The organism is Rhodoferax sp. EU05-FHT12H12, from assembly GCF_058791215.1.
In genome coordinates this window covers 296,896-316,020 of sequence record NZ_JBYTDI010000001.1, presented here as the reverse complement: position 1 = coordinate 316,020, position 19,125 = coordinate 296,896, and the positions used below count along the sequence as shown (strand labels likewise).

The 19,125-nt window shown below is 62.4% G+C and carries 21 protein-coding genes and 1 tRNA gene; 16 read left to right on the top strand and 6 right to left on the bottom strand.

The features are described 5' to 3' along the window. Positions 1–80 precede the first annotated feature (80 nt). The 3 genes from AC3WS7_RS01475 to AC3WS7_RS01465 form a co-directional block, all read right to left on the bottom strand. Positions 81–1,064 (bottom strand): BMP family lipoprotein, encoded by a 984-nt coding sequence (locus AC3WS7_RS01475; protein ID WP_296465832.1) that lies wholly within the window; start codon positions 1,062–1,064, stop codon positions 81–83. Between the two features lie 215 nt (positions 1,065–1,279). Beyond that, positions 1,280–2,218 carry a pseudouridine-5'-phosphate glycosidase gene (locus AC3WS7_RS01470; protein WP_492655128.1) on the bottom strand — a complete coding sequence of 313 codons (939 nt, stop codon included), beginning with the start codon at positions 2,216–2,218 and terminating at the stop codon, positions 1,280–1,282. After that, on the bottom strand, positions 2,215–3,180 hold the full coding sequence (locus AC3WS7_RS01465) for a PfkB family carbohydrate kinase (RefSeq protein ID WP_492655127.1): 966 nt from the start codon (positions 3,178–3,180) through the stop codon (positions 2,215–2,217). Before AC3WS7_RS01465 ends, AC3WS7_RS01470 begins: the two co-directional genes overlap by 4 nt. A gap of 104 nt (positions 3,181–3,284) precedes the next feature. Between AC3WS7_RS01465 and AC3WS7_RS01460 the strand changes: the two genes are divergently transcribed. From AC3WS7_RS01460 to AC3WS7_RS01450, 3 genes are read left to right on the top strand one after another with little or no spacing between them, the layout of a single operon-like run. Further along, positions 3,285–4,208 carry a ribokinase gene (locus tag AC3WS7_RS01460; RefSeq protein ID WP_492655126.1) on the top strand — a complete coding sequence of 308 codons (924 nt, stop codon included), beginning with the start codon at positions 3,285–3,287 and terminating at the stop codon, positions 4,206–4,208. A 33-nt stretch (positions 4,209–4,241) separates the two neighbouring features. Then, on the top strand, positions 4,242–5,228 hold the full coding sequence (locus AC3WS7_RS01455) for a nucleoside hydrolase (RefSeq protein ID WP_492655125.1): 987 nt from the start codon (positions 4,242–4,244) through the stop codon (positions 5,226–5,228). 25 nt (positions 5,229–5,253) lie between these two features. Further along, positions 5,254–6,099 carry a 2OG-Fe(II) oxygenase family protein gene (locus tag AC3WS7_RS01450; RefSeq protein WP_296465822.1) on the top strand — a complete coding sequence of 282 codons (846 nt, stop codon included), beginning with the start codon at positions 5,254–5,256 and terminating at the stop codon, positions 6,097–6,099. 96 nt (positions 6,100–6,195) lie between these two features. Here the strand turns inward: AC3WS7_RS01450 and AC3WS7_RS01445 are convergent, their stop codons facing one another. After that, positions 6,196–7,113 (bottom strand): HD-GYP domain-containing protein, encoded by a 918-nt coding sequence (locus tag AC3WS7_RS01445; protein WP_296465820.1) that lies wholly within the window; start codon positions 7,111–7,113, stop codon positions 6,196–6,198. 152 nt (positions 7,114–7,265) lie between these two features. On the opposite strand from AC3WS7_RS01445, the gene AC3WS7_RS01440 reads away from it, so the two are divergent. From AC3WS7_RS01440 to AC3WS7_RS01380, 13 genes are all read left to right on the top strand, one after another. Then, entirely contained in the window at positions 7,266–8,057 is a 792-nt protein-coding gene (locus AC3WS7_RS01440) for a sulfite exporter TauE/SafE family protein (protein WP_296465817.1), read from the top strand. A gap of 15 nt (positions 8,058–8,072) precedes the next feature. Further along, positions 8,073–9,890 (top strand): nitrite/sulfite reductase, encoded by a 1,818-nt coding sequence (locus AC3WS7_RS01435; RefSeq protein WP_492655124.1) that lies wholly within the window; start codon positions 8,073–8,075, stop codon positions 9,888–9,890. A gap of 28 nt (positions 9,891–9,918) precedes the next feature. Continuing rightward, complete coding sequence (locus tag AC3WS7_RS01430; RefSeq protein ID WP_492655123.1) at positions 9,919–10,308, top strand: DUF934 domain-containing protein; 390 nt, start codon at positions 9,919–9,921, stop codon at positions 10,306–10,308. Beyond that, positions 10,305–11,105 carry a phosphoadenylyl-sulfate reductase gene (locus AC3WS7_RS01425; protein WP_296465809.1) on the top strand — a complete coding sequence of 267 codons (801 nt, stop codon included), beginning with the start codon at positions 10,305–10,307 and terminating at the stop codon, positions 11,103–11,105. Before AC3WS7_RS01430 ends, AC3WS7_RS01425 begins: the two co-directional genes overlap by 4 nt. Then, positions 11,102–12,034: a sulfate adenylyltransferase subunit CysD gene (gene cysD / locus AC3WS7_RS01420; RefSeq protein WP_296465806.1), complete on the top strand. Its 933-nt coding sequence runs from the start codon at positions 11,102–11,104 to the stop codon at positions 12,032–12,034. Before AC3WS7_RS01425 ends, cysD begins: the two co-directional genes overlap by 4 nt. Next, the gene (locus tag AC3WS7_RS01415; protein ID WP_492655122.1) at positions 12,034–13,365 is read left to right on the top strand and encodes a sulfate adenylyltransferase subunit 1; all 1,332 of its coding nucleotides are present in this window, start codon (positions 12,034–12,036) and stop codon (positions 13,363–13,365) included. The genes cysD and AC3WS7_RS01415 overlap by 1 nt, the downstream gene beginning before the upstream one ends. 108 nt (positions 13,366–13,473) lie before the next feature. Beyond that, a complete protein-coding gene (fdxA, locus tag AC3WS7_RS01410) occupies positions 13,474–13,803 on the top strand; it encodes a ferredoxin FdxA (RefSeq protein WP_296465801.1) in 330 nt (109 codons plus the stop codon). Between the two features lie 13 nt (positions 13,804–13,816). Continuing rightward, positions 13,817–14,881 carry an NAD(P)/FAD-dependent oxidoreductase gene (locus tag AC3WS7_RS01405; protein ID WP_296465798.1) on the top strand — a complete coding sequence of 355 codons (1,065 nt, stop codon included), beginning with the start codon at positions 13,817–13,819 and terminating at the stop codon, positions 14,879–14,881. A 66-nt stretch (positions 14,882–14,947) separates the two neighbouring features. Beyond that, positions 14,948–15,023: transfer RNA gene (locus tag AC3WS7_RS01400), tRNA-Asn, on the top strand. A gap of 94 nt (positions 15,024–15,117) precedes the next feature. Continuing rightward, positions 15,118–15,393: a DnaJ domain-containing protein gene (locus AC3WS7_RS01395; RefSeq protein ID WP_492655121.1), complete on the top strand. Its 276-nt coding sequence runs from the start codon at positions 15,118–15,120 to the stop codon at positions 15,391–15,393. Positions 15,394–15,406: 13 nt separating this feature from the next. Beyond that, positions 15,407–15,967 carry a hypothetical protein gene (locus AC3WS7_RS01390; protein ID WP_492655120.1) on the top strand — a complete coding sequence of 187 codons (561 nt, stop codon included), beginning with the start codon at positions 15,407–15,409 and terminating at the stop codon, positions 15,965–15,967. 16 nt (positions 15,968–15,983) lie between these two features. Beyond that, positions 15,984–16,733, top strand: a complete 750-nt coding sequence (locus tag AC3WS7_RS01385) for a hypothetical protein (RefSeq protein WP_492655119.1) — start codon at positions 15,984–15,986, stop codon at positions 16,731–16,733. Positions 16,734–16,735: 2 nt separating this feature from the next. Continuing rightward, the gene (locus tag AC3WS7_RS01380; RefSeq protein WP_492655118.1) at positions 16,736–17,953 is read left to right on the top strand and encodes a hypothetical protein; all 1,218 of its coding nucleotides are present in this window, start codon (positions 16,736–16,738) and stop codon (positions 17,951–17,953) included. A gap of 15 nt (positions 17,954–17,968) precedes the next feature. On the opposite strand, the gene AC3WS7_RS01375 is transcribed toward AC3WS7_RS01380, so the two are convergent. Both AC3WS7_RS01375 and AC3WS7_RS01370 read right to left on the bottom strand, forming a co-directional pair. After that, positions 17,969–18,331, bottom strand: coding sequence for an L-rhamnose mutarotase (locus AC3WS7_RS01375; protein ID WP_492655117.1), 363 nt, complete (start codon positions 18,329–18,331; stop codon positions 17,969–17,971). After that, complete coding sequence (locus AC3WS7_RS01370; RefSeq protein WP_492655116.1) at positions 18,328–19,104, bottom strand: L-fucose dehydrogenase; 777 nt, start codon at positions 19,102–19,104, stop codon at positions 18,328–18,330. Before AC3WS7_RS01370 ends, AC3WS7_RS01375 begins: the two co-directional genes overlap by 4 nt. Positions 19,105–19,125 lie beyond the last annotated feature (21 nt).

Here is a 19,125-nt window from a genome sequence, read left to right as displayed (position 1 = left end):
ACGGCGCTGTGCAGCACCGCGGGCTTTCAGGGTTCTGGTCAGCGCTGGGCCATATCTGCCCTGCTCCAACCTGGTTTACATCAGAACTTGCAGGCGTTGTCAGCCATGAAGTCGGCAACCTTGATCTTGCCGCTGATGATGTCGGCCTTGGCAGCTTCCACCTTCTTCTTCATGTCAGCAGTCACCAGCTTGGCATTGTTGGCATCCACTGCGTAGTCCACGCCGCCTTCTTTCAGGCCCAATACCGAGATGCCAGCCTTGTGGCCCTTGGCTACGTTGTACACCGCCACGTCCACACGCTTGAGCATGGAAGTCAACATGGTGCCGGGCTGGATGTGGTTCTGGTTGCTGTCCACACCGATGGCGAACTTGCCGCTGTCTTTGGCGGCCTGGTACACACCAATGCCGGTACCGCCAGCGGCGGCAAACACCACGTCCACGCCTTGCGAGAACTGGGCCTTGGCCAACTCACCGCCGCGGGCGGGGTCGTTCCAGGCAGCGCCGGTAGTGCCAGTCATGTTGCCAATCATTTCGGCCTTGGGGTTGGCCCACATGGCGCCTTGCTTGTAGCCGCACTCAAACTTGCGGATCAAGGGAATGTCCATGCCGCCCACAAAACCGACCTTGCCAGTCTTGCTGGCCATGGCGGCCATGGCGCCCACCAAGAAGCTGCCCTCTTGCTCCTTGAACACCACGGACTGCACGTTAGGCAGGTCCACCACCATGTCGATGATGGCGAATTGCAGCTTGGGGAATTCCTTGGCCACTTTTTCAATGCTGGAGGCCTGGCCAAAACCAATACCGATGATGGGGCTGGCACCGCGCTCAGCCATGCGGCGGATCGCTTGCTCGCGCTGGGACTCGTTGGTGATTTCGAAAGACAGGTACTTTTTGCCCGTTTCCTTCTTCCACTTTTCAATACCGGTGTACGCCGCTTCGTTGAAAGACTTGTCGAACTTGCCACCCATGTCGAACACCACGGCAGGGTCGGCAGCAATTGCCTGGAAGCTCGCGGCCAATGTAGCGGCCAACAGGCTCATGTGGACAGTAGATTTAACGTTCATAACTTCTCTCAGTTCTCTATCAGGTTAAAAAAAACAAACCAGTTTTACCAAAATCAGAGGGCATTGCGGCTCCCTGCAAACTTTTATGCTGTCTACGGGGCAAGCATCCCGCACTGTAGACCAAGAATACCGACCGCCCCGAGTGTGACCATCAGGGCTTATCCGTATATAACGCCGACGTTATACACCTCTTCCACCCCAAACCATCCCGCGGCTCATGCCGCGCTGTTGCGATCCAGCCGCACCAACTCGGCCCCAATGGCGGAGGCCAGACGCGCGTTATTGAGTACCAACTGGATATTGGAGGCCAGGCTGTCTCCACCGGTCAGCTCGCAGACACGAGCCAGCAAAAACGGTGTGGACTCCTTGCCACCAATGCCCTGCGTCTGGGCCTCTTGCAAGGCCTGCTCAATCGCGGACTCAATCGCGTCACGCGGCATCGCATACGTTTCAGGAATGGGATTTGCAATTACCATGCCACCGGCCAGCGCCATGCGCCACTTCACATGCAGTACATGGGCAATCGCCTCAGGCGTATCCACGCGATAGTCCACCGAAAACGCGCTGTCACGGGTGAAAAACGCCGGCAAAGACGAAGTTTGATAGCCCACCACGGGCACCCCATGGGTTTCCAGGTACTCCAGCGTCAGGCGCAGGTCCAGAATCGACTTGGCCCCCGCGCAGACCACCGCCACCGGGGTCTGTGCCAGTTCCTGCAAATCGGCCGACACGTCAAAACTTTGCGGGGCCCCGCGGTGCACACCACCAATGCCGCCGGTAGCAAACACGCGAATGCCGGCCATGGCAGCAATGATCATGGTGGAGGCCACCGTGGTGGCCCCGGTGGCCCCGGCCGCGACGATGAAGGGGATGTCACGGCGACTGACCTTCACCACCTCGCGTCCGCTGCGTCCCAGCTGTTCAATGTCCTGGCCCGACAGGCCGGCCTTGAGCCGCCCGTTGACGATGGCGATGGTGGCCGGTACGGCGCCATGGGCACGCACCTCAGCTTCGACCTGCAAAGCCGTCTGCACATTCTGCGGGTACGGCATGCCGTGCGAAATGATGGTGGACTCCAGCGCCACCACGGGCTGCTGGTTGGCCAGTGCATGCTGCACCTCGGGGGCGATATCCAGATAAGGCAATGCGTTCATAAGGGACTCGGTGTGTGCCGCACTGCGGCGGCGTGGCTCAATTCGGAAGAGTTGGCGAATGTACTGGAAAGTGTGATCTCTGCGCAGGCCATGCCGTAGGCCATGGCGCGCGGCAAGGACATTTGGCGCTGCAAGCCCGCCACCACACCGGCCAACAATGCGTCACCGGCCCCCGTCGTGTTAACAACAAGCACCGGCCGGGCGGCCAGAAAATCGGTGCGGCCATCGGTGTCGCACCAGCCAACGCCATCCCCCCCCAGACTCACCAGGACGCGCGGCACACCCAAGGCATGCAAGGCCTGCGCCGCACGCATCCCGTCGGTCGGCGAGTGCACCGCGATACCGGTCAGCGCCTCTGCCTCCAACCGGTTGACCTTGAGCAGGTGCACCTGGTGCAAATGGTCCTGCACCCGGCGGCACTTGGCCACCGACACGGCATCGACAACCACCGTACGCCCCAGCGACAACAAATGTGCCAGGGTGGTCGCCTGCAGATTGCAGTCCAGCAACAGCCACTCACCCGGTGTGGCCGCTGGCAAATGCTGCACGCAACAGGCCGGTGTGAGCTGCTCCAGGATGGCCATGTCGTTCACGGCCAGCGCCATGTCGCCATCGGGCCCGTGCATGGACAGGTAGGTGGCGGTGCGCTGTCCCGCCAGACGCAGCATGGAGTCCACGTTCACCCCGCTGGCGGCGGTAGAGGTGATCAGCTGTGTGCCGAAGGCATCGTCGCCAACCACGGTGAGCAGGGCCACGGGCACACCCAGTCGGGCCAGGTTCTCGGCAATGTTGCGCCCCACCCCACCCGGTGCGTAATGGATATGCCCGGGTGTGGAATCGCCCGGCAGCAAGGGGGTATCCGTCTGCGCGCCCACATCCATATTGGCGCCGCCCACAACGGTCACCGCAGCAGGCGGCACGGGCGTTTCAGCCACATCGGAGGGAGAGCAGGCAACAGACATGGGCGAATGCATTGGGGTCTATACAACGGGGCTTATTGGGGGCTTGCATTTTCGGCGTCAAAATAGACGCTCTTTGTGCACAGAAAGTAGAACTGATGATACTGGTGGCTGGCTCTGCAAATCTGGACTTTGTGGTCCGCGCCTCTCACATTCCCAGCCCGGGTGAGACGGTGCTGGGCCGCGATTTCAAAACTTTTCCCGGCGGCAAAGGCGCCAACCAGGCCGTGGCCAGCGCCCGCGCCGGTGCGGCCCTCACACACATGCTGCTGGGCCTGGGCGATGACGCCTTTGCCGTACCACTGGAAGCCTCGCTGCATGGCGCCGGTGTGCAACTGCACACCATCCGCACCCCCGACAACCCCACCGGCACCGCCTTCATTTGTGTGTCTGACGACGCAGAGAACGCCATCACCGTCGCCCCCGGTGCCAATGGCCAGTTGCGCCCCGAGCACCTGCCCAGCCTGCAAGGCTTTACACACCTGTTGTTGCAGCTCGAAACACCGATGGAAACGGTGACCGCCTATGCCCAGGCCGCCCGCGCCCAGGGCGTGACCGTGGTGCTGAACGCCGCCCCCGCCCAAAGCCTGCCGGCAGAATTGCTGGCGCACACCGATGTGCTGGTGGTGAACGAGGGCGAGCTGGCCACCGTATCCGGCCATAAAGGCAGCATTGCCGAATGCCTGGCACGCATCGACGTGCCCACGGTTGTTGTCACCTTGGGGCACCACGGCAGCTGCGCGCGCCAGCACGGCGCCCTCACCCTGCAAGGCGCCTACCCCATCACGCCAGTGGACACCACGGGTGCGGGTGACACCTTCTGCGGCAGCCTGGTGGCTGCGCTGAGCCAAGGCAAGTCCTTGCAAGGCGCATTGGAATTTGCCAGCGCTGCCAGCGCCATCGCCTGCACCCGCTGGGGCGCCCAGTCCAGCATTCCCGAAGCAGCGGAGGTCACGGCCTTCATTGCCCAACACCCCAAGACATCCCCTGAAGCCGAGCAGGCACTGCGCGCCTTCTGTGGTCTGGGCTGATTTTTCCAACCGATTACCAACTGAGATATTTGTATGAGCAACACCCCCGCACGCAAAGTAATTTATGACACAGACCCGGGCGTGGATGACGCCATGGCGCTGTACTACGCGCTAGCCCATCCCGGCATTGACGTGGTGGGCATCACCACCACCTTTGGCAACGTGACGGTAGAGCAGGCCGCGATCAACGGTCTGTACCTGACCGAAATCGCCGGCAAAAAAATCCCCGTGACCCTGGGTGTGAAAACCCCCTGGCTCAAAGCCCCTGGCACGCCGCCCGACTTCATCCACGGTGCCGATGGCCTGGGCAACCTGCCCAGCCGCGTCCCCACCACCAGTGCGCTGGATCCCCGCCCCTCGGCACAATTCATCGTCGACATGGCACGCGCCCACCCGGGAGAAATCACACTGGTCGCCGTTGGTCCGCTGGGCAACCTGGCCACCGCGCTGAAGCTGGAACCCAAGCTGCCCCAGCTCCTGCAGGAAGTCATCATCATGGGCGGCACCGTGATGGAACCCGGTAACGTCTCTCCCGTTGCCGAAGCCAATATCTGGAACGACCCACACTCGGCCGACTTCGTCTTCACCGCCGGATGGAAACTCACCATGGTAGGCCTGGATGTGACGCACCAGTTGATCGTGCCACTGGCCCTGTTCAAACGCGTGGCAGAGCACCACAAGCATGTCGCCACCGACGTGCTCCACCACGCGGTGAGCTTTTACGCCGACTTCTACAGCGGGATTTACCCCCACGTGGCCAAAATCCACGGCTGCTTCGGGCACGATGTGCTGGCCTTTGTGGCGCTGACCAATCCCGAGCTGTTTGACATCCAGGCCGGTCGTGTCCGTGTTGCACTGGATGGCCCGGCCAACGGCCAAACCATGATGCGCCGCCGCGACATCTTCTACCCCCAGCCCGGCTGGGGTGACGAGGTGCCCGACACCCAGGTCTGCCTGAACCTGAAGGCCGACGCGGCGCTGCAGCTGATTGACAGCACCCTGATGTCGAACTGGCTCTAATTTTTGGAACGCTGCGAGGACCGCCATGCACTTACCCGTTGTTGACTTCACCAGCCCCACCGCTCCAGAGGAATTTTGCAAGAGCCTGCACGAAACCGGCTTTGGCGTGCTGAAGAACCACCCCCTGAAACAGGACCTGGTGGAAGGCATTTACGCTGAGTGGCTGGGTTTCTTCCAATCCGAGGCCAAAAACCAGTATCCGAACGACCCAGCCAAGCATGACGGTTACTTCTCGCCCAGCGTGTCCGAGACGGCCAAGAACAACACCAAAAAAGACCTCAAAGAGTTCTTCCACATCTACCCCTGGGGCCGCTACCCCGCCGAGGTGAGCGATGCCGCCAAGCGCTATTACGCGCAAGGCGCCAGCCTGGCCGCCACGCTGCTGGGTTGGGTGGAGGACAACTCCCCCCCCGAGGTGAAAGCGCGCTACTCCCTGCCACTGCCCCAGATGATCGAGGGCAGCGACCACACGCTTTTGCGCGTGCTGCATTACCCGCCCCTGCGCGGCGACGAAGAGCCCGGCGCCGTCCGCGCTGCGGCGCATGGCGACATCAACCTGCTGACCATCCTGCCCGCAGCCACCGAGCCCGGCCTGCAGGTGCTGGGCAAAGACCAGGCCTGGCACGATGTGCCTTGCGACTTCGGCCTCTTGATCGTGAACATTGGCGACATGCTGCAGGAAGCCTCGGGCCACTACTACCCCAGCACCGTGCACCGGGTGCTCAACCCCACGGGCGAAGGCGCCAAAAAGTCGCGCATTTCTTTGCCATTGTTTTTGCATCCCCGCCGCGAGGTGGTGCTGTCGGAGCGCTACACGGTGGAGAGCTACTTCAACGAGCGCATGGAAGAACTGCGCGGCAAGAAGTACTGAGCGTTTGAGGCACCGCCACCAGCCCCCGATTTGCTATCAAAACAGGAGCTATTGGCGCAGCATCCACCTGGGCTAGAGCCCTATTTTCTTTGTATTTCAGCCCTGTATCTGTGCTGTCTGCAGGTAGGCGACCTTCTTGTCCAGATCGGCATCGGTGTCTGAAAACGCGATGGCAATCGCGTGGAAGGTGTCTTTCACCGCCATGAAGGCGTCCACCACATCCGGGTCGAAATGGCGTCCCCGCGTCTGGGCAATGATGGCCACCGCGTCCTCATGCGACATGGCGGCCTTATAAACCCGCCGGCTGATCAGGGCGTCATACACATCGGCCACCGCCATCAGGCGGGCTGACACCGGGATCTGCGCCCCCGCCAGCCCTTGCGGGTAGCCGGAGCCGTCCCACTTCTCCTGGTGGGAATAGGCAATTTCCTTGGCAAAGGTGAAGAAGTCCAGCTCCACCCCCACCGCATGCTCCGCCTGCACAATGGCATCGCGGCCCAGGGTGGTGTGGGTCTTCATGATTTCGAATTCCTCCTCCGTCAGCTTGCCGGGTTTGAGCAGCACCCGGTCGGGCAGGCCCACTTTGCCGATGTCATGCAGGGGCACCGATTTGAAGATCATGCCAATGTTTTTGGGCGTGAGGACGGCACTGAAACGCGGATGCGACGAGAGCTTGCGGGCCAGGGCCCGCACATAGTGCTGGGTGCGGCGCAGGTGGTTGCCAGTGTCGGAATCGCGGGTTTCAGCCAAGGCGGCCATGGCCAAAATCGTCACATCCTGGATCGCCGCGGCCTGCGGGTCCACCGCCGTGATGGTCTGTACATCCAGCTCCATCACCACCAGCTGCGATGGCGCGGCCGCTGTGGCCAGGCTCAGCGCCTGGGCCTGGCTGGTGGCCACCTGCAGGCGGTACTCCGCAGCCAAAATGTCCCGCACCCGCGCCAAAACATCGGCAGACGCCACCACCACGAGGCCCGTGGGGGCTTCGGCAAGTGGTGCTGTGTCTAGATCCATGGTGTTCTCCTTCTCGTGCGGGGCGCTCGCGCCCGATGGTAAAGCGTCCGCCCACCGCATCCAAGCAATCCGGGCTTCATATTCTCAATTGGTATATAGGCATAGCTAAAAAATAGTTTTAAAGCTAAGCCAGCCCGCCTACATTCGCTGCCATGCATGATCTGGCGTTTGTATTTGCGGGCTTCTTTGTGGGCTTGGTCGTAGGGCTCACCGGGGTAGGCGGCGGCTCGCTGATGACGCCTATTCTGATCTTCTTCTTTGGCGTGAAACCCTATATGGCCGTGGGCACCGACCTGCTGTTTGCGGCGTTCACCAAAATGGGCGGCACGGTCAAGCTGGCGCGCTCCAAACACATCGACTGGCGCGTGGTGCTCAACCTCTCGGCCGGCAGCATTCCGGCCGCGCTCATCACCCTGTACGTGCTGCACACCTTGGGCGCCACCAGCCCTGAGGTGCAGCGCCTGATGACCAACACCCTGGGCGGCGCGCTGCTGATGACGGCCGCGGCCACACTCTACAAAGCTTTGCGCGGCAAGGCCGCCCCGGTGAGCGTGGCCTCCGGCCAGGAAGCTGCAGCCGCCCGCCCCCGCCACTGGAGCCTGCCCCTGTTGTTCGGCGCCCTCATTGGCACGCTGGTTACACTCACGTCCGTCGGCGCGGGCGCCATTGGCGTCACCGTGTTGATGCTGCTGTACCCCTTGCTGCCCCTGCCGCGCATTGTGGCGGCGGACATTGCGTATGCGGTGCCGCTGACGCTGGTGGCCGGTATGGGCCATGCCTCGCTGGGTTCGGTGGACTGGCCGCTGCTGGCCAAGCTGCTGATGGGCTCCATCCCCGGCATCTGGGTGGGTTCGCACCTGATGTTCAAAACGCCCGAACGCGTGATTCGCTCTTTGCTTTCTATTCTTCTTGCCTATGCCGGCATGAAACTCATTGCCCTCTAAGACCTTCTTAGCACCATGTACCAATACACCGAATTTGACCGCCAGTTTGTCCGTGCCCGTGCCGCCCAGCACCGCGACCAACTGGAACGCAACCTGGCCGGCACGCTGAGCGACGACGAGTTTCGCCCCCTGCGTCTGCAAAACGGCTGGTACATCCAGCGCTACGCCCCCATGCTGCGCGTGGCCGTGCCCTACGGCGAGCTCTCCAGCGCCCAGCTGCGCGTGCTCGCCCGCATCGCCCGCGAGTACGACCACCCCAGCAAAGAGGTGTTTGACAAGGCCATCGGCACCCAGGCCACCTGGGGCACCACCCACCTGCCGGTGGGCTACGGCCACTTCACCACGCGCCAGAATGTGCAGTTCAACTGGATTCCCCTGACCAAGAGCGCCGATGTAATGGACCTGCTGGCCACCGTGAACATGCACGGCATCCAGACCAGCGGCAACTGCATCCGCAACATCACCAGCGACGAGCGGGCCGGTGTGGCACCCGACGAGATTGCCGACCCCCGCCCGTTTGCCGAAATCATGCGCCAGTGGAGCACGCTGCACCCCGAGTTCGCCTTCCTGCCGCGCAAGTTCAAGATCGCCATCACCGGCGCCACGGAAGACCGCGCCGCCGTGCGCTGGCACGACGTGGGCCTGCACCTCATCAAGAATGAGGCGGGTGAACTGGGCTTTCGCGTGTTTGTGGGCGGCGGCATGGGCCGCACCCCGGTGATCAGCACCGAGATCCGCGCGTTCCTGCCCTGGAACCAGATCATGAATTACCTGGAAGCCGTGGTGCGCGTCTACAACCGCTGGGGCCGCCGCGACAACCTCTACAAGGCGCGCATCAAGATCCTGGTGAAGGCCGAAGGCCAGCGTTACATCGACGAGGTCGAGGCCGAGTACGAACAGATCCTCACCCGCGACGGCGCCCCGCACACCATCAGCCAGGCCGAGCTGGACCGCGTTACAGCCTGTTTTGTGCCTCCAGCCCTTGTGGATCGTGCGCCAGCAGCTATCAAAACCGCAGCAATCCCGGCCGAGCGCCAGAAGGATTACGAGCGCTGGTTGCAGCAAAACGTGGCGGAACACCAGAACCCTGCGCTGCGCTGCGTCACCCTGTCGTACAAACGCTTGGGCCAAGCCCCCGGCGATGCCGATGCAGACCAGCTCGACACCGCCGCCGCATTGGCCGACGAGTTTTCCGCCGGTGAAGTGCGCGTGACGCACGACCAGAACCTGCTGCTGCCCTGGGTGCGTGCGGAAGACCTGCCTGCCCTGTGGGTGGCGGCCAGCCACGCGGGCCTGGCACGCAGCAACATCCGCCTGCTGACCGACATGATTGCCTGCCCCGGCGGCGATTTCTGCGCACTGGCCAATGCCCGCTCCATCCCCGTGGCCGCCAGCATCACCGAGCGTTACCAGGACATGGACGAGCTGCACGACCTGGGTGAGATCGACCTGCACATCAGCGGCTGCATCAACAGCTGCGGCCACCACCACAGCGGCCACATCGGCATCCTGGGCGTGGACAAGGATGGCAAGGAGTGGTACCAGGTGTCCCTGGGCGGCTCCGATGGTTCGGCCCTGAGCGGCGACGCCGTGGCCGGCAAGGTGGTGGGCCCCTCCTTCACCGCACTCGAAGTACCCGGTGTGATCGAAGCCCTGCTGGACGCCTTCCGCCTGCACCGCAGCGGCCGCGAGACCTTTATCGACTGCGTCAAGCGCGTGGGCTTCGACACCTTCAAAACCGCAGCCAACAGTGCCCGCTTGGCCGACAAGCACGAAGCGCTGCACGCCATGCCCAAGGCCGCTGGGTACGCCAAAGACGCCCAGGAAGCCTGAGCCGGCCCGTTGACAGAGAGAACTCACTATGAAATTGATAGCTGCTTCCGCACACTCCACGGGCTCTGAGGGCATAAAAGTGCTTGAAATCGCCAATACCGAAGACCCACGCGCGCTGGATCTGACAGGTGTTGCCCGCATCGACCTGCATTTCCCCAAGTTCACCGACGGCCGCGCCTACAGCCAGGCTTTCCTGCTGCGCCGCCGCCTGGGCTTTACCGGCGAAATCCGCGCCACCGGCGATGTGCTGATCGACCAACTGGTACAGATGGAACGCACGGGCTTTGACGTGGCCGTGCTGCGCGAAGACCAGAATGTGGACTTCGCCCAGCGCCAATTCGACCGCTACCGCGGCTTCTACCAGGGTGATGCAGTCACCGTGAAGCCCGTGTTTGCGCGTGAAGGAGCCACCGCATGAGCGCAGAAACATCCAGCCTGGCCGGCCGCTTTGCGCCCCAGGCCCAGCCCGCAGGCAGCGCCATCACACGCAACGCCGCCCCCAGCGGCGAGTACATCATCAAACTGGCCGAAGCCCAGGCCGTGCTGGCCCAGGCCGCAGCCCAGTTTGCCGGTGAAGACGGTGGCCCCGCCAAAGTCACCCAGGCCTCCAGCCTGGGCGCCGAAGACGTGGTCATCAGCCACCTGATCAACAGCCTGAAGCTGGACATCGGTATCTTCGTGCTCGAAACCGGCCGCCTGCACCAGGAAACGCTGGACCTGCTGGAGCGCTTCAAGGCGTCCAGCCGCGCCGCCGTCACCGTCTATACGCCCGTGCAAGAGTCCGTCATCCAGTTTGTGGGCCGCGAAGGCCAAGACGCGATGTACAAGAGCATCGAGCTGCGCAAGGCCTGCTGCGGCATCCGCAAGATGGAGCCACTGGACCGCGCCCTGAAGGGCAAGGATGCCTGGATCACCGGCCTGCGCCGCGAGCAATCCGGCGCGCGCGCCGACGTGCCGTTGGTGGACACGAGCGAGAAACGCACCAAGATCAATCCCCTGGCCAACTGGACCTGGGGCGACGTGTGGCACTACATCCAGGCCAACAAGCTGGACTACAACCCGCTGCACGACCAGTTTTTCCCCAGCATTGGCTGCGAGCCCTGCACCCGCGCCATCAGCCTGGGCGAGGATTTCCGCTCCGGCCGCTGGTGGTGGGAAGACGAGGCCGCCAAGGAATGCGGCCTGCACGTGAAACACGAAGAAGCAAAAGCATGAACGCCATGACAGATACCTCCCATTTCGACCGCCTCTCCAACCAGCACCTCGATGCGCTGGAAGAAGAAACCATCTTCATCCTGCGCGAAGTGGCGGCCGCCTTTGAGCGCCCCGCCCTGTTGTTCTCCGGCGGCAAGGACTCGCTGGTCATGCTCAAGTGCGCCGAAAAGGCCTTTGGCGTAGGCCGCATCCCCTACCCGCTCTTGATGATCGACACCGGCCACAACTTCCATGAAGTGACCGATTTCCGCGACTTCCGCGCCAAAGAGCTTGGCGCTGAGTTGATCGTGCGCAGCGTCGAAGACTCCATGGCACGCGGCACCGTGCGCCTGGCCCACCCGGGTGAAAGCCGCAATGTGCACCAGTCGGTGACACTGCTCGAAGCCATCGACGAATTCCGCTTTGACGCGCTGATCGGCGGCGCCCGCCGCGACGAGGAAAAGGCCCGCGCCAAGGAGCGCATCTTTTCCCACCGCGACAGCTTCGGCCAGTGGCAGCCCAAGGCACAGCGTCCCGAGCTGTGGACGCTGTTCAACACCCGCCTGCAGCCCGGCGAACACTTCCGCGTGTTCCCCATCAGCAACTGGACCGAGCTGGACGTGTGGCAATACATCGAGCGCGAAAAGATCGCGTTGCCAAGCCTGTACTACACGCACAAACGTGATGTGGTGGAGCGCAAGGGCCTGCTGGTGCCGGTGACGGACCTGACCCCCGCCAAGGACGGCGAGCAGATTGAAAGCCGCGATGTGCGCTTCCGCACCGTGGGTGACATCACCTGCACCTGCCCGGTGGAAAGCACGGCCGCAACGGCCGCCGACATCGTGATCGAAACCCTGGCCGCCGACGTGAGCGAACGCGGCGCCACCCGCATGGACGACAAGACTTCTGAGGCTTCGATGGAGAAGCGCAAAAAGGACGGATACTTTTGATGAACGCTACTGTTTCTATAGCTACTCCCGCAACATCGACGGGCGCTAGCGGCATAAATGACACATCTTCCGCCCTGCGCTTCATCACCTGCGGCAGTGTGGACGACGGCAAGAGCACGCTGATTGGCCGCCTGCTGGTGGACAGCCGCTCGGTGCTGCAAGACCAGCTGGCCAACGTCTCCAAGAGCGGCGAGGCCGACCTGGCGCTATTCACCGACGGATTGAGCGCTGAGCGCGAGCAAGGCATCACCATCGACGTGGCCTACCGCTACTTCGCCACCCCCACGCGCAAGTTCATCATTGGCGATGCACCCGGCCATGAGCAGTACACCCGCAACATGGTCACCGCCGCCAGCAGCGCCCACGCCGCCGTGGTGCTGGTGGACGCCACAAAACTCAAGTGGAATGTGGACGGTCTGGTGGAGCTGCTGCCCCAGACCCGCCGCCACAGCCTGCTGGTGAACCTGCTGCGTGTGCCCGGCATCATCTTCGCCGTGAACAAGCTCGACGCGCTGGGCGACGATGCGGCCAAGGCCTTTGCCAAGATCACCGAAGCACTGCAGGCTTTTGCCGCACAAGCGGGCATTGCCATCACCGCCACCATCCCCATGTCTGCCCTCAAGGGCCACAACGTGGTGACGGCCAACCCCGGCTGGTGCGGCTACACCGGCCCCAGCCTGCTGGCGCTGTTGGAAACCCTGCCCGTGACCGCCGCCGAGACTGACGTGCCCTTTGCGTTCCCGGTGCAGTGGGTCGAGAAGTTCCACGACTCGGCGGACACCAGCAAGGGCCGCCGCGTGTTCTGGGGCCGTGTGGCCACCGGCACCGTGCAGCCCGGCGATACCGTCTCCATCCTGCCCAGCGGCAAGACCGCTGTGGTGGCCCAGGTGCTGAACCACGCCCGCGTGGCCAAAAATGTGGGCGCAGGCCATGGTGCCGGCCTGGTGCTGGACCGCGAGGTGGACGTGTCGCGCGGCGACTGGATTCTGGCCTCCAACGACGCCCCCAGCCATTTTGAGACCACGCGCGAGATCAAGGCCACCGTGGCCTGGATGGACGATGAACCCCTGGTGGCTGGCCGCGTGTATCTGGCGCTGCATGGCCACCGCTGGATCAAGGCCAAGGTCAAGCGTATCGTGCACAGCCTGGACATCAACACGCTGGAAGAACACGATGCCAAGGAAATCCTGCCCAACGCCATTGGCCACATTGAAGTGTCCCTGCAAGAGCCGATTGCGGCCCTGCCCTATGCGCAAAGCCGGGTGCTGGGCTCGCTGATTCTGGTGGACACGGCCAGCCACAAAACCTCGGGTGCGTTGCTGCTGGGTTGATACAACGCAAAGGAGTCGCCCCTGTTTTCAGGGGCACCTTCAAAACCCAATAAAATCAAGGGCTTGGCACTTTGATGCCACATTTACTACTACTAGCCGCCAAATAACATGACACACATCGTCACCGAAGCCTGTATCAAGTGCAAATACACCGACTGCGTGGACGTGTGCCCCGTGGACTGCTTCCGCGAAGGCCCCAACTTTCTGACCATCGACCCCGATGAGTGCATCGACTGCGCCGTCTGCATCCCTGAGTGCCCGGTCAACGCGATTTACGCCGAAGAAGACGCGCCCAAGGACCAACAGCACATGATCCAGCTCAACGCCGACCTGGCCAAGCTGCCCGGCTGGAAGAGCATCACCAAGCGCAAAGCCCCGCTGGATGACGCCGAGGAGTGGAAAGACAAAACTGGCAAGTTGTCGCAGTTGATCCGCTGACGCGGTACAGGGCATGGCTACACCCGCCATTGAAGCCGATGCCGTCGTGATAGGCGCAGGCCCGGTGGGCCTGTTCCAGGTTTTCCAGCTCGGCCTGCTCGAAGTCCAGGCCCATGTGATCGATGCCCTGCCCTACGCGGGCGGCCAGTGCGTCGAGCTCTACCCCGACAAACCCATTTACGACATCCCCGCCGTGCCGGTCACCACCGGACGCGGTTTGACTGAGCGCTTGTTGCAGCAAATCGCACCATTTGGTGCACACCTGCATTTCAGCCAACAAGTCGCCTCCGTGCAGCGCCAGGACGACGGCCGTATTCACCTGACCACCACGACGGGTCAGCAGTTCTGTACCAAAGCCCTGTTTGTGGCCGCCGGCGTCGGGGCCTTTGTCGCCCGCAGCCTGCAGCTGGAAGGCATTGCCGCTTTTGAACACACCCAACTGCACTACCGCACCCCCGACCTGCATACGCTGGCCAAACGCCATGTAGTGATCCACGGTGGTGGCGATGCCGCACTGGAGTGCGCCTTGGAGGTGCTGGCCCCCGGCAACACCCACCGCCCGGCCTCGGTCACCCTGCTGCACCGGCGCGATGTGTTCACCGCGGCACCCGATACCCAGGCGCGTGTGCAGGCTTTGCGTGCCAGCGGCGCGTTGCGCTTTGCAGCGGCACAGATCACCGGCTTTGAGGCCCCAGGCGGCAATCTCAAGGCCCTGCAGATTCTGGACGGCGAAGGCGAAAGCCATGCACTGCCCACCGACCAGTTGCTGGTCTTCCTCGGTATCTCGCCCAAGATGGGTCCGATTGCCGAATGGGGCTTGGCCATGGAGCGCAAACAGGTGCAGGTGAATACTGAAGACTTTGGCACCAATGTGCCGGGTGTGTTTGCCGTGGGTGACATCAACCACTACCCCGGCAAGAGGAAATTGATTGTGTGCGGCTTCCATGAAGCTACACTCGCTGCCTACGGCGCCATGCCATTCATCTTTCCCGAGAAGAATGTCATGCTGCAGTACACCACCACCAGTCCGCGTCTGCATGCACTGCTGGGTGTGCAGACGCCGCAAAAAAAATCGTGACTTCTTCGAAAAAATTGGACACTTTCCAAAACACCGAAAAAACCACGCTATAATTCGAGGCTCAATTCCTCAATAGCTCAGTTGGTAGAGCGCCGGACTGTTAATCCGTAGGTCCCTGGTTCGAGCCCAGGTTGAGGAGCCAAATTAACCCGCAAGGGTGCAAGAAACCCTGCTACTTTTTCGGTAGCGGGGTTTTTTCTTTGTCCGCCACAATGCGCTTCGCTGAAAGCCGCTGCATGAAAGACCATTACGCCGCCCTCGGGCTCAACAGCGCAGCCACGCTGGCCGATATCAAGAAGGCATTCCGCCAAAAAGCTGCGCTCTACCACCCAGACCGCAACCCGGCCGCGGACGCGGCACAACGCTTTCGTGAAGTACAGGAAGCCTATGAAACCCTGTCTGATGACAGCAAACGCCAGGCCTACGACGACAACCGCCGCCGTGGCCTGCTGGACAGCCCGATCGACACCGCCCGCGAGATCTGGAACACCTATTTCGCCCGCATTCTGTGAGTAACACCCCTTCATGAGCATTTCCCCGTTTTTTCAGCACCTGCGCAGCGCCTACGAGGCCGAGATCGACGACCTGGCCTCTGACTCCGAGGGCAAACACATGTTGCCCAAAAAGCTGGCCGAGCGCCGCAAGGAACTGGGCTTCCTGATCAGCATGCTGGAGCTCAGCCCCGAGATGGTGGCCGTGGTTTTCCACCAATCCTTCCGCTTCAAGTCCACCACCGCCATGAACCATCTGATCTCGCACGAGTCGGAAGACCTGCCGGAGTGGGACAGCGTGAGCGACACGGTGGAAGTGCTGCCGGCTGCCCGCCCCCTGGTGAGCCAGGTGCTGCAGCAGCCTGCCGGTGCCTGGTTCATGTCGGTGGCAGCAGCCCTGGAGTACATGTATGGCCGCCCCGACAGCCGTGCCGCTGCGCACAGCGACGAAGACGACGAGGACCGTGAAGACGCGGACGATGACACCCGCGAAGGTGAGGACGAGGGCCTGGACGAAGACGAACGTGCAGCCCGCGTGAGCGAAAAAGAAGGCGCCGCCTGGATGGTGGAACAAGGCTTTGACCACAAAGACTGATTGAGCTGAGAACACGATGTCCCAACTTGCCCTGATTGAAAAAACCCAAGCCCTCATCGCCGCTGGCGACATCGTGGGAGCGGAATCCGTGCTGACCGAGCTGGCCGACAGCGAGGGCGATGGTGCCCTGCTGGTGGTACTGGAGCAGCTGCCAGCCAAAGACATTCTGGCCGTGATCCGCGAGTACGACGACTCCAAGGAGTCCATCGTCAACCTGCTGATCACCCCGCCGCAATTTGCCCACGCCGTGGTCATTGAAAAACAATACAAAGACCTCACCCGCACCCATCTGCGCGGCATGATGAACTCGGTCATCTTCCGCGACGAGTCGGCAGAGGCCATCGAGTTTCTGACCGCCATTGGTGACCTGGAAGGCGGCAGCGAGGCCCTGGCCGACTATTTCACCGAAAAGTGGAGCCGTATCGAAGCCTTTGCCCGCACCGGCGTGTTTGATACGGTGGAAGACGATGGCGAGATGCTGTCGGAACAGGCCTTGTACCAGTCCGCCTATGTGCGCCCGCGCGTGGAGCTGGACGAGGTCGCCGACCAGGACTGGATGCAGATGGCCTGGCTGTTGCGCCATGAGCTGCCCGACCTGTTCATTGAAATGTTGCTGGTACTGCGTGCCAAGGCCCGCGCCCACGACCTGGGACTGGACGATGAGGAAGAGACCGAGGAAGACGACGGCAAGGTCGAAACCGGCGACACCGACCGCGGCAAGGCCACACCCGCCGCCCGTGACGACGACGAAGAATCTGCCATCTGACCATGTCTGTGCAGCCGCAAGCCGTCTCCCTGTTTGATGCCCGCCCCTTCTTCGAGAAGGCGCTGGCATTTGGCGCGCAACACGGCCTGATTGACCAGGCCCGGCTGGACACCATCTGCACCGATGCGCCCAAGGGCATGGTGCAAATTGCGCGTTACTTTGGCACCGAATTTTTGCGCCCCGAGCTGGAGCAGGCCAAAGACCGCATGGTCAACCTGGTGAGCCTGTACCTGGAGCACAGCAGCGGTGGCGACCTGCACCGCGCCGCCGAGGCCCTGCGTGACCACAGCTTTCTCTCGCGCTCCAAGGGGGGCTCCGACATGCTCAAGGCGCTGATCGCCATGCCACAGACCACCCACTTCGGCATGAACGAACGCCGAGGCTTTCGCGACGAGCACATTCCGCTGCTGGCCAAATGGACGCTGCGCAGCCTGCCCGACTACCAGGCCGAACTGGCCAGCCGCAGCCGCGTGGCGGCCGTGGTGGACGCAGCCATCTGGATGGCGCAGCAGCTGGGGGTAGACGAAGACGCACTGGAAGAAGCAGGCAAAGACGCAGAGGCAGTGATCCGCACGGGCCTGCTCGCTATGGCACTCAAACGCACCGAGATGCCTGACTGGGTGTTGTTCGAAAAGATGGTGCTGGCGCTGCGCAAGAAGTTTGCGGGCCAGACCGAGAAGTTCAAGATACCGCTGCCCAAAGAACTACCGGACGAATACACCGAAGTGGTGGACACCGTGCGCCAGTCCCTCATGCAAGACGCCCCCAAATGGCTGGAGTCCACCGTCCCCGCGCGCAAGCTGTTTGACCAGACGCCCGCTTTCATGGGTCGCTATTTCTGGCAGGAAGACATGCTGGCCGAGGTGGACCACTTTGAACGCACCAGCAACAAGGTCTGGGACAAGGCCACTGGCGGCAACGACGACGAGAGCTCGCTGCTGACTCTGTTCCTGTGCATGGCGGCGGGCAGCACGCCCAAAACCCTGCTGACCGAAAAAGCTGCAGGTACCCTGGTGCGCAAGATCCGCAAATCAGGCCTGCAGCCCGCGTTGGCCAGCGCCTTCATTGCAGAGCACGCGCCTGCCCAGCACCTGGACGACTACACCAGCCTGTGGGACAACTTCATTGAAGACGCCCGCCCCACGCTGGAAAGCGACCACGACTACACCTTCAACGATGCGGTCGCGCTCTTGCGGCGTGAATGCAATATCTCGGCTTAGAAACCGGGCACGTGCCTACTGTGCGGCCAGGTCAAAAATCTTCGCCATAGGCACCCACTTCTCACCTGCTGGTGTCCACGGTGTGGGTGCCTGGTAGGTCCACATCAGCGTTTCCCAGCGGACTATGGCCGGGTTGTCCAGCGAAGCTTGGGCCATGCGCTCGGCGCTATACACCGCAGGGTCCACCTCCATCACCATGAAGAGGCGTGTGCCGAGCCGGAAAATCTCCATCTGCAGCACCCCCTGCCCGCGCAGGTGTTCACGGACCTCGGGCCAGATTCTTTCGTGGGCTTTTTCGTAGTCCGCAATGCGTTGGGCATCGTCCACCAGGTCCAGTGCCAGCGCGTAACGGGTGATTCCGGGGGCCGCCTCGCTCATGACAGGGCCCGGTCCAGGTGGGTGTAACCACCGTCCACAAACACCCATTGCCCCGTGGTATGGGAGGACGCATCGGACAGCAGGAAGACACACATGCGTGCCATCTCTTCGGAAGTGGTCATGCGGTGGCCCAGGGGAATCTTGGCGGTGATGGCGGCCAATTTTTCCTCCGGTTTGTCAAAGGTCTGGATCCAGCGCTCGTACAAGGGCGTCATCACTTCCGCCGGAATCAGGGCATTCACACGCACGCCGTCGTTCAGCAGCGCGGCGGCCCATTCCCGGGTCAGAGAGAGTTGCGCCCCCTTGGAGGCACAGTACCCGCTGGTGTTGCCCTGGCCCGTCAACGCGGTTTTCGAAGACACGTTGACGATGGCGCCCTTCACGGCCTTGAGGTGGGGCACGCAGTAGTGCGCCATCACGTAGTAATGAATCAGGTTACGCTCCAGCGAGCCGATGAAGGCGTCGCGCCCCGCCTCCAACCCAATGCTGTCGTTCACACCGGCGTTGTTCACCAAGCCATCGATGCGCCCGAATCGGGCCACGGTCTGTTCGACGGCAGCACGGCATGCGGCTTCGTCGGACAGCTCGACCTGGACAAACAGGTGCTGTGCTGTTTTGGCTTGCAACTGCTGCGCAAACTCCGGGGACATGGGGCTTTTGCCCAGAATGACGGGAATCGCTCCCTCTTCGGCCAACGTGAGCGAAATGGCCGCGCCAATACCGCTGGCGCCGCCGGTCACGATGACCACCTTGTCTTTCAAATGCAGATCCATGGAAACTCTCGGTTAAAAAAG